This is a genomic window from Bacteroides muris (ex Fokt et al. 2023) (assembly GCF_024704895.1).
In the GTDB taxonomy this organism is placed as follows: Bacteria; Bacteroidota; Bacteroidia; order Bacteroidales; family Bacteroidaceae; genus Bacteroides; species Bacteroides muris.
In genome coordinates this window covers 51,197-66,020 of record NZ_JAMZEE010000014.1, presented here as the reverse complement: position 1 = coordinate 66,020, position 14,824 = coordinate 51,197, and the positions used below count along the sequence as shown (strand labels likewise).

General features: G+C 50.7%; 12 protein-coding genes and 1 tRNA gene. 8 read left to right on the top strand and 5 right to left on the bottom strand.

The genetic code is table 11. The annotated features are described in order from the left end of the window. Nucleotides 1–5: 5 nt before the first annotated feature. Both M1B78_RS07775 and rsmD read left to right on the top strand, forming a co-directional pair. The gene (locus M1B78_RS07775; RefSeq protein WP_257931566.1) at nt 6–785 is read left to right on the top strand and encodes a DUF3822 family protein; all 780 of its coding nucleotides are present in this window, start codon (nt 6–8) and stop codon (nt 783–785) included. Continuing rightward, nucleotides 776–1,309, top strand: coding sequence for a 16S rRNA (guanine(966)-N(2))-methyltransferase RsmD (gene rsmD / locus M1B78_RS07770; RefSeq protein ID WP_176468804.1), 534 nt, complete (start codon nt 776–778; stop codon nt 1,307–1,309). The genes M1B78_RS07775 and rsmD overlap by 10 nt, the downstream gene beginning before the upstream one ends. Nucleotides 1,310–1,372: 63 nt before the next feature. Here the strand turns inward: rsmD and cls are convergent, their stop codons facing one another. Continuing rightward, the gene (gene cls / locus M1B78_RS07765) at nt 1,373–2,812 is read right to left on the bottom strand and encodes a cardiolipin synthase (RefSeq protein WP_176468802.1); all 1,440 of its coding nucleotides are present in this window, start codon (nt 2,810–2,812) and stop codon (nt 1,373–1,375) included. A 61-nt stretch (nt 2,813–2,873) separates the two neighbouring features. Here cls and M1B78_RS07760 point away from each other — a divergent pair, with 61 nt between their 5' ends. Continuing rightward, nucleotides 2,874–3,236, top strand: coding sequence for a hypothetical protein (locus M1B78_RS07760; RefSeq protein ID WP_257940341.1), 363 nt, complete (start codon nt 2,874–2,876; stop codon nt 3,234–3,236). Nucleotides 3,237–3,367: 131 nt separating this feature from the next. On the opposite strand, the gene M1B78_RS07755 is transcribed toward M1B78_RS07760, so the two are convergent. Continuing rightward, complete coding sequence (locus M1B78_RS07755) at nt 3,368–6,295, bottom strand: TonB-dependent receptor (RefSeq protein WP_257940340.1); 2,928 nt, start codon at nt 6,293–6,295, stop codon at nt 3,368–3,370. Between the two features lie 109 nt (nt 6,296–6,404). Further along, nucleotides 6,405–6,818, bottom strand: a complete 414-nt coding sequence (locus M1B78_RS07750) for a hypothetical protein (protein WP_136009571.1) — start codon at nt 6,816–6,818, stop codon at nt 6,405–6,407. A gap of 199 nt (nt 6,819–7,017) precedes the next feature. Between M1B78_RS07750 and aroB the strand changes: the two genes are divergently transcribed. Continuing rightward, nucleotides 7,018–8,079, top strand: coding sequence for a 3-dehydroquinate synthase (gene aroB, locus M1B78_RS07745; protein WP_257940339.1), 1,062 nt, complete (start codon nt 7,018–7,020; stop codon nt 8,077–8,079). Here the strand turns inward: aroB and M1B78_RS07740 are convergent. Further along, complete coding sequence (locus tag M1B78_RS07740; RefSeq protein ID WP_257940338.1) at nt 8,055–8,438, bottom strand: MmcQ/YjbR family DNA-binding protein; 384 nt, start codon at nt 8,436–8,438, stop codon at nt 8,055–8,057. The two genes, aroB and M1B78_RS07740, sit on opposite strands and share 25 nt — an antisense overlap. Nucleotides 8,439–8,441: 3 nt before the next feature. Then, nucleotides 8,442–8,972, bottom strand: a complete 531-nt coding sequence (locus M1B78_RS07735) for an HU family DNA-binding protein (RefSeq protein WP_257940337.1) — start codon at nt 8,970–8,972, stop codon at nt 8,442–8,444. A 410-nt stretch (nt 8,973–9,382) separates the two neighbouring features. Between M1B78_RS07735 and M1B78_RS07730 the strand changes: the two genes are divergently transcribed. The 4 genes from M1B78_RS07730 to M1B78_RS07715 all read left to right on the top strand — a co-directional run bounded on the left by M1B78_RS07730 (nt 9,383) and on the right by M1B78_RS07715 (nt 14,656). Then, nucleotides 9,383–10,132: a NigD-like protein gene (locus M1B78_RS07730; RefSeq protein ID WP_257940336.1), complete on the top strand. Its 750-nt coding sequence runs from the start codon at nt 9,383–9,385 to the stop codon at nt 10,130–10,132. A gap of 183 nt (nt 10,133–10,315) precedes the next feature. Next, a tRNA-Pro gene (locus tag M1B78_RS07725) sits at nt 10,316–10,389 on the top strand. Between the two features lie 138 nt (nt 10,390–10,527). Then, entirely contained in the window at nt 10,528–11,307 is a 780-nt protein-coding gene (locus M1B78_RS07720) for a DnaJ domain-containing protein (RefSeq protein WP_136009561.1), read from the top strand. Between the two features lie 76 nt (nt 11,308–11,383). After that, the gene (locus tag M1B78_RS07715; protein WP_257940335.1) at nt 11,384–14,656 is read left to right on the top strand and encodes a S41 family peptidase; all 3,273 of its coding nucleotides are present in this window, start codon (nt 11,384–11,386) and stop codon (nt 14,654–14,656) included. Nucleotides 14,657–14,824 lie beyond the last annotated feature (168 nt).

The window sequence follows — 14,824 nt, the reverse complement described above, 5'->3', positions numbered from 1 at the left end:
AACGTATGATAGAAACGACTGATTTTAATAAATCGGAACAATATACATTATCCATCCGTCTCAGTACGGATGGATTTTCTTTTTCTGTGTTCAACCCTCTGGCGAACGATGAATTTTCTTACTACAATAGGAAAGTGGACGAGTCCCTCTCCCTCACTGCCAATCTGAAACAGACCTTCCGCGAACTGGAATGGCTGGAGCTCCCCTTCCACCGTGTCAATGTACTCATGGCAGACAAGCGCTTCACGTTCATTCCCCTGGAGTTCTTCGAGGACGAACAAACGGAAATTATCTTCTATCACAACCACCCTAAACGGGAAAACGAAACCGTACTATACAACATACTGCATAAAAACAACACTGTCGTACTGTTTGGCATGGACAAAAGCGCCTACTCCTTTCTCCGCGAACGGCATCCCGATATAAAATTCTATTCCCAAGCCAGCCCTTTCATCGAGTTCTTCTCCTCGAAGAGCCGCCTGGGCAACAATCGGAAAATGTATGTATACTTGCAAAAAGATGCCGTAGACGTATACAGCTACGAACGCGGGCACCTGCTTCTTGCCAATTCCTTTAAATGCAAAAGTACACCCGACTGCGTCTATTACCTATTATATATATGGAAACAACTTGGCTTTGAGCAGGAGCGCGATGAGTTACACCTCACCGGTGACCTGAACGACAAAGAGCTATTGTTGTCCGAACTGCGAAAATTCATCCGGCAGGTGTTCATCATGAATCCCGCCACTAATCTTGACCTGCAAGCCATAACCCTATGCGAATAATCAGCGGAATATACAAAAGAAGACGTTTCGACGTCCCCCACTCATTCAAGGCACGCCCTACTACCGACTTTGCCAAAGAGAATCTATTCAATGTGCTTTCCAACTACATGGACTTTGAGGACGGTGTACGTGCCCTCGACCTTTTTGCCGGTACGGGCAGCATCAGCATCGAGCTGGTATCCAGAGGCTGCAACCAAGTAATCAGCGTGGAAAAAGACCGTGACCACTACGCCTTCATCTGCAAAATTCTGCAAGAACTAAAGACAGACAAGTGCCTGCCCATACGGGGTGACGTATTCAAATACATCAAGAGCGGACGCGAGCAGTTCGACTTTATCTTTGCCGATCCTCCCTACGAGCTTGCCGGGCTGGAAACCTTGCCCGACCTCATCTTCGAAAACAATCTGCTGAAAAAAGACGGCCTCTTTGTTCTGGAACACGGAAAGAAAAACAGTTTCGAGGGACATCCGCACTTTGTGGAGAGAAGGGTGTACGGTAGCGTGAACTTCACGTTCTTTAATTGAGAATAGATAATAGATAATTGACTGCATAACAAACACGGTCAATTATCCATTATCAATCATCAATTACAAAAGCGGTGCCATCAGCCTCACCACGCTCTCTGCCGCCTTACAATACCAAGGGCGCTTCACCCAGTTTTTCAGAAATACCTGTACGCAGTCACGCTGGTCTTGAAGGAAGATTTCGCGCATCTGAAGCGCTGTTTCCGTGTCATAGATAAAGGCATTCACCTCAAAGTTATGTTCAAAACTACGGAAATCCACATTCGTGGAGCCTACCGTAGACAGTTCATCATCCGAAACCATCAGTTTAGAGTGCAAGAATCCTTTCTTATAGAAATAGACCTTGACTCCCGAATAGAGCACATCTGCCAGATAAGAGCAGGAACCCAGATGCGTCAAGCGGTTATCAGCACGCATAGGCAACATCAGACGCACATCGACACCTGACAAGGCGGCGGTCTGCATGGCAACAAGTACGGCTTCCGTGGGCAGGAAGTAGGGAGTCTGGATATAGAAGTATTTCTTTGCGCTGGAAATGGACATGACGAGACCCTGCATAATGTCTTTCCACGGGCCTACAGGCTCACTCGTTACAATCTGCGCCAAGGAAGTGCCGCAATTTTCTATTCTTGGGAAATAGCGGGTAGAAGTAATCAGAGTGCGGTCCACAAAGTACCAATCGAGCAGGAAGGCGGTCTGCAGTCCGTGAACAGCCTTGCCCTCCAGCAGCAGATGTGTGTCTCGCCAGATGCCCCATGAGAATCCGCGCATATAGCGTTCGGCAAGATTCATGCCCCCCACAAAGCCGACACGTCCGTCAATGACAACTATTTTCCGATGATTACGATAGTTCACCTTACTGGTGAAAAGCGGAAAACGTACCTTCAGGAAACTGCGTACCTCAATACCGGCCTCACGCATCTCTTCAAAAAAACTATTGGGAACGTGCCAGCAACCCACATCATCATAAATCACACGTACCTCTACCCCGGCACGCGCCTTTTCCATCAAGACATCGCGCACCAAGCGTCCGATGGCATCATCCTCGAAGATATAGAATTCCATGTGGATATGCTTCGTTGCTTTCCCCAGTTCGCGCAGCAGGGATTGCAGCATGAAAAGCCCCAGGGTATAGGCTTCCACCCGGTTTCCATCGAAGGGAAAAGCCTGGTTGATATTGCGGAACAAGGATATGAGACGGCTGTAATTGATGGGAAGTACACATGAATTCTGGGCCAGATATTCCGCCATAGGTTTCTTTAACAAGCGGCTGTAACTCTTCTTCCCTATCATACGCACGCGGCGCTGACTACGCCCGAAGAAGAAGTAAAACACCAGTCCCACGATGGGAAGAAACATCAATATCAGTATCCATGCCATGGTTTTCACCGGATTGCGGTTGTCGAGGATAATAACGACAATCGTTCCGATGATGGCCCCGAAATAAACAACGTCGAAGGCAATCGCAGCAATCTGGCTGGCTATGAAGTTCCAATCAAGCATGTTCACAGACGATTAAGTGTGAAACAAATGTAGGAAAAAGAAATGAAGTACGAAAAATGAAATGAAAGAAAAAGAAAAACACAGAGACACAGAGGACACAACTCTTTCATTTAAAGCAGACAGAGGGAGTCGGAGGAGGTTAAGGGAAGGGGTAGAGAGGGCTAAAAGGAAGCCAGAGAGAGCAAAAGGAAGCCCAAAGAGGGCTGAAAGGAAGCCAAAGAAGACTAAAAGGAAGCCCAAAGAGAGGACTAAAAGGAAGCCAAAGAAGACTAAAAGGAAGCCCAAAGAGAGGGCCAAAAGGAAGCCAAAGAAGACTAAAAGGAAGCCCAAAGAGAGGGCCAAAAGGAAGCCAAAGAGGGCTGAAAGGAAGCCAAAGAGAGCTGAAAGGAAGCCAAAGAGAGCAAAAAAGCCAGAGGAGGGGTAAAGGAAGCTAAAGCCGACAGTATCGCTCTGCATCCACAAGGCTATCGGCTTTAACTCCTAAGCCCGAAGGGCGATAACTCCCTTCCCCCCCTCTGACTCCCTCCAATGAGAGAGCCGTGGCAGAGAGGTATTTTAGAACGGCCTGCGTCCTCCAAAACCGCCAGGACCACCCGGACCAAATCCCGGACCGCCGAAGCCGCGTCTGCCCTGCATTCTCTCGCGGGCAGCCTTGCTGCCGAAAATATTCAGACGATAGATGAAGTGAAGCATGCAGTAGCTGTTCACGCCATTATATTCGTACACCGAACGACCGCTTGCAGTCAGCGAACGGCTGATGTTACTCTGCTTCTTCAAAATGTCGTACATCTCGAAGCTGACAGTAGCATTCCCTTTCAAAAAAGTCTGCGACAACTGTGCATTCCAGATAAGCTCGTTACGGTTCATGCTGCTGTCCGTATATCCGCGGCGGCTCTGGTTGGCTATGTTGGTAGAGAGCGTCATGTTCCATGGCATGGAAATCTGCGTGTTGGCACCGTAGGAGAAGGTATAAGGCTCCTGGTTATTGTCAGGCGTCAGTTTATCTTTTTCTATTGAATAGGAGATGCTTCCGTTCAAGCCGAATTCAAACCAGTCGTTACGATAGGCGGCATTCAGACGTTCGCCCAGTGTCAGGTTGGTGGTCGTATTCTTCCGTTCCACGGCATCTGCTCCCTTACCGGACGTCAGATAAGCCACATAGTTCTGATAGTTGGCATTGGAGAAGGAATTGATGGTATACTTCTTATTGGGTAGTGCCGTATTGAAACCGAACATGCCGAACGCATTCCAATTACCGTTGATATTCTTCGGGGTCGTGGTCCATCCGCCGGTCTCCGAATTGTACACACGGCTGTTGCTGATGCTATTCTGCGTTGCCGAGAAATTGACGTGCGACATAATGCCGCGCTGCTTTTCGGCATTATACGTATTATAAAAGAATCGCATGTTGTGCGTGAAGGAAGGCTTCAAGCCCGGATTACCGATACGTACATTCTGCGGATTGGAGTTATCCACAATCGGCAACAGATTCTCCATGCTGGGCTGACTGCTGCGGCCGCGGTATGTCATACGCAGCTGGCTCACCTTGGAGAAACGGATGCGCAAGTCCAGATTCGGAGCGAAGTTGAACACATTGCGGGTGGTATCAATCATATAGTCGCCGCGCTTATAGGACAACACGGAATGCTGCGGCTGGAACGACATGCCTGCGCTCAGCTGATACTTCTCGCGGATGAAGCGCAAGGACACGGATGCATCATGGTTGTAGTAGCGGTATTCCGCATACTTGCCCAGACTGTCCACCACATGCTCTTCATATCCCGTGGGAAGCAGGGTTGACAATCCCCAATCCGGAAAGCCTTGCAAATCGTACGTCGTCTTGTCGCTCTCGCTATACTTGTACTGGAACTGATAACTGAATTGCAGGAAAGTGGCACGGGCTATCGGTTCGCTGTAAGTCAGCTGCGCACTATAATTGTAGTTCTTGGTCGGAGTGGCGATATATTGGTTACGAATCAGTACGGAGTCTCCCGTCTGCAAGTAGTAGTTCATCAATTTGAAGTAATGCGTTTCCGACTCCGTATACTGGTTGTTGTCATTATTGGTATAACCGAACCTTCCACGAAACGTGACATTGCGTCCTTTGTCATTCAGCTTTCTGTTCAACTGCAAGGTTGCATCTGTAGACACACTTTTGTTGTCGCTCAGCGAACCGCTGTTGGTGGCATTTATACGGACATTCCTCAACAGGTCATCGTCCGGATTGAGAATCTTCTCCAGATTCAGCCAGTTATTGGGGTCGGTCACCAGACTGTAAGGGTCGGCATTGAACGTGCCGCTCTCCGAACCGGAAAGATTGTCCGTCTTGCCATACGAGAAGTTGGGACGGAAAATGATGTTCGTCATCGAGTCCGGCTTCCACTCCAGACGGAAATCGGCATTGAAATTCTTGTTTTTGTTGCGTTGTCTGCTGTTCGAGTTGGAGTAAGAATTGCCGTCCGGCAGAAAGTCCTCGGTAGAACCTATACTTGCAATATCCCCATCCTGATAGTTGTAACGTGCACTACCGCCCAATTCCAGCTTGTCGGTCTGGGTAGCGAAGTTCACACCCAGCATTTTCGTTGCCGTAAGTCCGTTGTTCCTGCGCCAGCGCGGACCGCCGCCACCGCCCGAAAAGCCTTGGTCGTTCACGTTATTGGCAGAGCCCACTACCGACACCTGGGTTTTGTCCACGAAGCGGTTCAGCATGAAGCGGCCCATATAGCGGTCTTCCGTACCTCCGGCCACGTCGGCATTACCGAACCACCCCTGGTTCATGCCTTTCTTTACGGTCAGGTCGAGCACCGTCTCCTCCTCACCGTCGTCAATACCTGTTATACGCGCCAGGTCGGACTTCTTGTCATACGTCTTCAGCTTCTCTATCATATCTACCGGCAGGTTCTTCAAACCGGTCTTTACGTCTCCACCGAAGAATTCCTTTCCGTCGACCATAATCTTCGACAAGTCCTTACCGTTGATTTTCACATTACCCTCGTCGTCAATCTCCGCACCAGGCAGCTTCTTCACCAACTCCTCGAGCATGGCTCCCTCGGGGGTACGATAGGCGGATGAGTTGTAGACCAGCGTGTCTTCCACCACCTGCACCTGCGGCGCTTCGGCCGTGACCACAGCCTCGGCCAGCATCACGGCGTCCGTCTCCAGCGTCAGGGTACCCACGTTCTTGGCTGTCGTCGTGGCATAGAGATGCATGGGCAGGTACTGGTTCTTGAATCCGATATAGGAAACCTTCAGCACGTATTTGCCCGCACTGACTTTGGGGAGAGTGAAATAACCTTGTGCCGTAGTGGCCGTACCTGATGCCTGGGCACTATCCGGCAATGAAAGCAACTGCACGGTAGCTTGTATCGCAGGCTCCTTGGTGTCCTCCACGACACGGCCCGATACCGTAATGTTTTTGGTCTGTGAGAATGCAGACAGCGTTGTTACCAACAGCAACGCCATCCCCGTGATAATTTTCTTCATGTGTCTATTCTTTGTCTATTCTTTAAATGTACAATGCCTTTTATTCACTGTTCCATTTGACAGACTTCCGGGCAAAAGGTTTAATGCCCCACATGACGATTTGCTTCATTTATCGACCATTCCGCTTAAATAATCTATCAACCGTCGCTTTCTTTATACCAAATTCCAGGCAAAGTACGTCCAATATGAGAAATATGAGAAAAGAGGAAGAATCGACCGAAAGGAGGTCACCCTGCGCCACCCGGTAGAGCATACCGCCGAAGATAAAAAGAACGGTCAGAAAGATGGCATTGCGCGTGGCCTTGTTACGCACCTGCTCTATCTCCTTATTCTCGTTCTTCGACAAGGCAAAGATTATCATCAACGCTCCCATCATCATCAGGAGTTTGGAGCATTCCTTGTAAAACAACAGGTTGGCATCTGTCACTTTTCCCCACAATAGGAATATGAAAGGAAGGAACAACGCCAGAGCTATGATGAAATAGCCCAGCGGACGGCAATAAACGGGAAGTAATGCTCTCATTTCTATCAATCAATTACAAATTACTAATTACAAACAGCAGGAGGCAGATGGCGGAAACGCCTTGCTCCCATAGAATTTCACGGGACAAAGATAACGTTTTATTGCCAAAAGAGCTATCTTTGCACCATAATATAATGAAGAAGGCCCCCTTTCCTTCATAATCCGTAACATCAGTAATTGGTAATTTGTAATTAACAAGATGAGTAAACAAGAAGTAATCCTTTGCGAAGGACTGGCGAACAGCCTGACGCATGCCATAGAGAAGTGCCCCCACGACAAGCTTTTCATCCTTACCGACGAGCATACCCACTGCCTCTGTCGCCCACATCTGGACGGCATCCCCGCGCTGGAAGGAGCGGAAGAGATTGTTATCGGGGCGGAAGACGTGCACAAGAATCTGGAAACGCTGGCTGCCGTATGGCAAGCCTTGAGTGAGAAAGGGGCCAGCCGCCACTCCCTGCTCATCAACCTGGGCGGGGGCATGGTGACCGACCTCGGCGGTTTTGCCGCTTCCACCTTCAAGCGGGGAATCACCTACATCAACGTTCCCACTACGCTGCTCGCCATGGTCGACGCTTCCGTGGGAGGCAAGACGGGCATCAACTTCAACGGTCTGAAGAATGAAATCGGCGTCTTTGCTCCCGCCGCCTGCGTTCTGCTGGAAACCGAATTCCTGCGCAGCCTCGATGCCCATAACTTCTTCTCCGGCTATGCCGAGATGCTGAAGCACGGCCTCATCAGTACTCCGAAACATCTGGCGGAACTGCTGGCCTTTGATACGGAGAAGACAGACTACGCCCTGCTGAAATCCATGGTAGGACGTTCCGTGCAGGTAAAGGAACACATCGTAGAAGAAGACCCGCTGGAACACAGCATCCGCAAAGCCTTGAACCTGGGGCACACCGTGGGACACGCCTTCGAAAGCCTTGCCCTTGCCGAAAGCCGTCCGGTGCTGCACGGTTATGCAGTGGCATGGGGGCTGGTCTGCGAACTATACCTTTCTTATATAAAGACCGGATTCCCGAAGGACAAGATGCGCCAGACCATCCAGTTCGTCAAAGAGAATTATGGCAGCTTCGCCTTCAACTGCAAACAGTATGACCAGCTCTACGAACTGATGAAGCATGACAAGAAGAATGCCGCCGGAGTCATCAACTTCACCTTATTGAAAGAAGTGGGCGACATCTGCCTCAACCAGACGGCAGACAAGGAGACAATCTTCGAGATGTTCGACTTTTATAGAGAGTGTATGGGAGTATAGCGCTCCCTGTCTCTCTTCGGCAGGCTCTCCACAACCAGCCGATAGGAGCGTTCCACCAGTTCCCGGATAATGCCGTCCGGTACATCCTGATTAAAATACACACTGTTCCAATACTTCTTGTTCATGTGCCACCCCGGCTTCACCCCCTCGTACCTTGCCCGCAGCTCCGTTGATTCCTCCGGGCGGCACTTGATGCAGCAGAAGTCGAACACTTCGATATTGACAAAGCAGAACCACTTGTCGCCCACATAAAAGCAAAGCACATCGCGGCTGTATCTGTCGGCCACATTAGGAAAAGGCATCTTCTCGCTCACTCCCGGCAAGGAGAGACAGTATTCTCTGAATTCTTCCACATTCATCGCTCACTCCTCCCCCGAAAAGTCCTCCGTATCATTTTCCATCCCAACTGGGTCTTCATCCGGAATTCCCGTCTTTCCCTCGGCCCGCTCCTTTCTCAGTGTTTCCGGCCGCAACATATCGTGAGGGAAATATCGGCTAAGCGGATAACGGTAGAAATCCATCCCGCTGTTCAGCCTCGCCACCAGCGACCTGTCCGGACGAAAATAGACGCGGGATAAGCGTACCTTGCCCGGCATCACATCGTCGGGATGCTCAAACCCGTCACTCGTCACCGCCACATGGAAGGAACCCAGCCCCTTAATGGTCACCGACTCTCCCTCCATCAGCGCTTCCTCTACAAATTTCGGCAAATCTATCAACACACTCTGCACGTCTCCCGCGCTCATGCCTTTTCTGGATGCCATACGCTGCGCCAGCAACTCCGCCGTCACACCTCCACGCTGTTGCAGCACACGCTGCACTGCATAATAAAGTTGCTTCACCCCTTCCGCCGTGCGGAAAACCTTCTTTCGAACCAAATAGACTATACTCATACTTTTTTCACAATAAACATAATGTTTCTTACTGCAACCAGGCTGCAAGCAATCTGCCCGAAGGTTACTTCCTCTCAACAGAAAGACAGCTTCCGCACGGCAGGAAGACTATTCCCCAAGATAGATGAGATGCACATCTCATGCTGTTCGAGATGCACATCACAATGCACACGAGATGTGCATCTCATACAGCAAAGGTAGTCATATTCCGGCTGATATACAAATATCTTTCATGTATCGGGGAATAATGTTCTGCACAGCCTGCAGAGACACTCAAAAAGAGAATACCCGACAACGGACCTCCACTGCTTTTATCATTAATTAACAATGATACATGCAGGGTTTTCGCAAATATGCTATTCTTACAAGAGTAAGACCTATTCCGAATGTTTAATTTTAAAGAGCACCCTATGAAAATGAAGTCAATCTTTAACAAGAAAACTCTAATCGCCATTGCAACCATCGGCACCTTGAGCTTCCAATCATGCCTGGACGATGGTGACAATTATGCCGTGAGATTCCCCAATGCCCTGGTAACGGTAAAGACCGATGCAGACCAGACAGTCTTTCTGCAACTGGATGACAAGACCACTCTGCTGCCCACCAACATGACGAAATCTCCCTACGGCGAAAAGGAAGTCCGCGCCCTGATAAACTACAAGGAAGTGGACGAGCCCAGCGATATCTACACCCAAGCTGTATATATAAACTGGATAGACAGTATCCTTACCAAGCCCGTCGCCCCGGATTTGGGCGAAGAGAACGATGCCGTATACGGTACCGATCCGGTGGAAATAGTAAACGATTGGGTGACCATTGCAGAAGACGGTTATCTGACCCTCCGCTTCAGAACCCGACGAGGAGACTATCACACCAAGCACTTTGTCAATCTGCTGCTGAGCCAGAATCCGGAAAACCCGTATGAAGCAGAGTTCCGCCACAATGCCAAGGGCGATATTTACGGCAAGTATGCGGACGGATTGGTTGCTTTCAAGCTGGATGCACTGCCCGATACAGAAGGCAAGACCGTCAAATTGAAACTGAAGTGGAAATCATACAGCGGCGAAAAGTCTGTGGAATTCGACTATTGTACCCGGAAATCCGTAACGCCCGAGAGTCCGGCTGTCACTTCCGTAAGAAATAGCCTAAACTTGCAATAACTTCATTCAAAGTATGCCTGCCCGCTCAAGGTCATTGCCTGTCAAGGCAGGCATATGAGTAAAAAAAGAGCAGGACACGTTGGCCGAAAGCCTTGAAACTGCAAAATATAGGTTCATTCAATAAAAAAAGCACTATAAATATTTGCTATTTTAAAATAAAGCCGTACATTTGCACCCGCAATTCGGGATGTAGCTCAGCCCGGTAGAGTACGCGTCTGGGGGGCGTGTGGTCGCAAGTTCGAATCTTGTCATCCCGACTGGTGAGCATTAAGGAGTTAAGTGATAAACTTAGCTCCTTATTTTTTATAGCATTTCTTAATGATAGAACTTGCTGCCATGAATTACTGGAATTCTCGTAAGAAATCTCTATTTTTGCATTTTAAACAAGAAAAATTATGGGAGCAGCTAAATGGATAGGCGGCATCATCGGTTTCATGGCCGGAGGACCGCTGGGAGCCTTGGCAGGTTTTGTATTCGGTTCATTATTCGACACCGATTCAAATGATGCAGGCGGTTATTATAGAGAAGAACCAACGCATGGTACTACCTATGCCGGGCAACGGAACAGTTTTCTCTTCTCCATGCTCGTAATGGCTTCGTACATAATCCGTGCAGACGGGCGCATCATGCATAGTGAAATGGAATTCGTCCGCCGCTTTCTGAGAAGCACGTTCGGCGAGGCTGCCGTGGGCGAGGGAGAACGAATATTGCTCAACCTCTTCGAGCAGCGCAAGCAGATGGACAGACAAAACCCACTGGCATTTAGAAATACCATCCGTGACTGCGGAACGCAGATTGCCGCCAACCTGACATACGAGGAACGCCTGCAACTGCTGGTATTCTTGGTAGAAATTGCCAAAAGCGACGGACACGTCTGCAACGAGGAGATAGAAGCCCTGAAAGAAGTGGCCATATACATGGGACTATCCGTCAAGGAAGTGGAATCCATGCTCAACCTAGGCAGTAACTCACTGAGCGAGGCCTACAAAGTGCTTGAAATTGAGCCCACCGCCACCAATGACGAAGTGCGTGCCGCTTACCGCCGCCTGGCCCTGAAACACCATCCCGACCGGGTGGCAACGCTGGGCGAAGACATCAAGAAAGCCGCAGAAGAGAAGTTCCAAAGTATCAACAATGCCAAGGAACAGATATACAAGGCACGAGATATGAAATGACGTACCTCGCTCCTTGCATTGTGGACAGAATCACTACGTTTATAAACATTCTATATTAACATCAACCCACACACTTATGAAGAAAACCTTTGCAATCCTCGCACTAGGCCTTACTGCAATTGCCGGACATGCCGCCACGCCGCTCTGGATGCGTGATGTACAAATCTCTCCCGACGGTACGGAAATCGCATTCTGTTACAAAGGAGACATCTACAAGGTGCCCGCCAAGGGTGGAACCGCCACACAGCTTACTACCCAAGAAAGCTACGAATGTATCCCCATATGGTCGCCGGACGGTAAACAAATAGCCTTTGCCAGCGACAGATACGGCAACTTCGACGTATTCGTGATGCCAGCAGACGGCGGAACCGCCCGGCGGCTCACTACCCACTCCACCGGTGAACTTCCTTCTGCATTCACTCCGGATGGAAAGTATATCTTGTTTTCCGCATCCATCCAGGACCCGGCAAGCAGCGCTCTTTTCCCCACTTCGGCCATGACCGAGCTTTACAAAGTACCTGCAACGGGAGGGCGTACGGAGCAAGTGCTGGGTACACCTGCCGAAGCGGTCTGCTTCGACAAGGCGGGCCAGCAGTTCCTCTACCAAGACCGCAAGGGATTTGAAGATGAATGGAGAAAGCACCACACCTCCTCCATTACCCGCGACATCTGGCTGTATGATGCAAAGACGGGTATCCATACCAACCTCACCGACCACGCGGGCGAAGACCGCAACCCGGTGTTGTCACCCGATGGAAAAACGGTTTACTTTCTGAGTGAGAGAAACGGCGGCTCATTCAACGTGTATGCCTTCCCGCTGGCACAGCCCCGAGAGGTGAAGCCCATCACCAGCTTCAAGACACATCCCGTGCGCTTCCTCTCCATGAGTGACGGCGGGACGTTGTGCTATGGTTACGACGGCGAAATCTATACCCAGCAGCCGGATGCCACCCCGAAGAAAGTCGCTATAGAGATTGTGCGCGATGACCAGCCGCAATTCGCCAACCTGCAACCTTCCGACGGAGCCACCTCTGCCACCGTATCCCCGGACGGAAAGCAGATTGCCTTCACACTGCGCGGTGAAGTCTTTGTCACTTCGGCAGACTATGCCACTACCAAGCAGATTACACATACACCGGCACGCGAAGCGGGTCTCTCCTTTGCGCCGGACAACCGCACCCTGGCCTACGCCAGCGAGCGAGGCGGCAACTGGCAACTCTACCTTGCCAAGATAGCCCGCAAGGAAGATCCCAACTTCCCGAACGCCACGCTGATTGAAGAAGAAGTGCTGCTGCCCTCCACCACCGTGGAACGTGCCTATCCGCAATTCTCACCCGACGGCAAAGAACTCGCTTTCATCGAAGACCGCATCCGGTTGATGGTGCTCGATCTGGAGACGAAGAAGGTGCGCCAGATTACAGATGGCTCCACCTGGTACAGCACCAGCGGAGGATTTGACTATTCATGGTCGCCGGACGGCAAGTGGTTTACACTTGAATTCACCGGCAACAAGCACGACCCCTACTCCGACATCGGCCTGGTCAGCGCGCAGGGAGGCGGAAAAATCACGAACCTCACCAACAGCGGCTACATGAGCGGCTATCCCCGCTTCGCGCTGGACGGCAACGCCATCCTCTTCACCACCGAACGTTATGGCATGCGTGCCCACGCCTCATGGGGTTCGCTAAACGACGCCATGCTCGTCTTCCTCAACCAAGATGCATACGACAAATACTGCCTGAGCAAGGAAGACTACGAACTGCGCAAGGAGTTGGAGAAGGAGCAGAAGAAGTCTGCCGGAAAAGATACCCCCAAAGACAAAAACAAGGATAAAAAGAAGAAAGACGACAAGAAAGACAGCAATACTGACGAAAAAGATGACCAGCCGAAAGACATCATCGTAGAATTGAAAGGCATCGAAGACCGTGTGGTGCGCCTCACCCCGAATTCTTCCGACATGGGCAGTACCATCATCTCCAAGGATGGCGAAACACTCTACTATCTGGCTGCCTTCGAAGGCGGATACGACCTCTGGAAGATGAACCTGCGCAAGAAAGAGACTCGCCTGCTGCACAAGATGGACGCCGGATGGGCGGACATGCAGCTGGACAAGAACGGCAAAAACCTCTTCCTGCTGGGCAGCCGCAAGATGCAGAAAATGGACACTTCATCCGACGCGCTGACTCCCATCGCCTTCCAGGTAAATGCCAAGATGGACCTGGCTGCGGAGCGCGAATACATGTTCGACCACGTGTACCGCCAGCAGCAGAAGCGGTTCTACAACACCTCGATGCACGGAGTAGACTGGGACAAGATGACCGCTGCCTATCGCCGCTTCCTGCCCCATATCGACAACAATTATGACTTTGCAGAGCTGCTGAGCGAATGGCTGGGCGAGCTGAACGTATCTCACACCGGCGGCCGTTTCTATCCCAAAGGGCAGTCCGAGCCCACTGCCAGCCTGGGACTGTTCTTCGACTGGAACTACACGGGCAAGGGCATGCTCATTGCCGAAGTGGTGGAGAAAGGTCCTTTCGACACCGCCAATACCCGGGTAAAAGCCGGCACGGTCATCGAAAAGATTGACGGTGTGGAAATCACCCCCGACGCGGACTATTACACGCTGCTCAACAATAAAGCACGAAAAAAAACACTTGTTTCTCTCTTTAACCCGCAGACCAAGGAACGCTGGGAAGAAGTCATCATCCCCATCACAAACGGTGCGTTCAGCAATTTACTCTATGCCCGCTGGGTGAAACAGCGTGCGGCAGACGTTGACCGGTGGTCGGGCGGACGCTTGGGCTACGTGCACATCGAGTCCATGGGAGACGACAGTTTCCGTTCCGTCTACTCGGACATCCTGGGAAAATACAACCACTGCGAAGGCATCGTCATAGATACCCGCTTCAACGGCGGCGGACGCCTGCACGAGGATATAGAAATACTTTTCAGCGGACAGAAATACTTCACGCAGGTGGTGCGCGGCCGCGAGGCGTGCGACATGCCCAGCCGCCGCTGGAACAAGCCGTCCATCATGGTAATGTGCGAGGCCAACTACTCCAATGCGCACGGTACGCCGTGGGTATACAGCCATCGGGGTATCGGCAAGCTGGTAGGCATGCCTGTGCCGGGAACCATGACTAGTGTTTCTTGGGAGCGTCTGCAAGACCCGTCGCTCGTATTCGGTATCCCCGTCATTGGCTACCGCCTGCCGGACGGCAGCTATCTGGAGAACTCGCAGCTGAAACCGGACATCAAGGTTGCCAATTCACCCGAGACCATCGTGAAGGGAGAAGACACACAGCTGAAAGTCGCCGTAGAGGAGCTGATGAAGGAACTCAAAAAATAAGTACCGCCCTGCCCCACGCAGGAATACCAGCCATACAGGCCCTATATATAAAAAAGGAGTTAAACCGCAGTTTAGCTCCTTTTTTATATGCCACAAGGAAACAATGCTTTTTTCTATCTCACTTTTTTGCACTACCTTTGCGGCGCAAACCCCTAACTCTTTAACCTA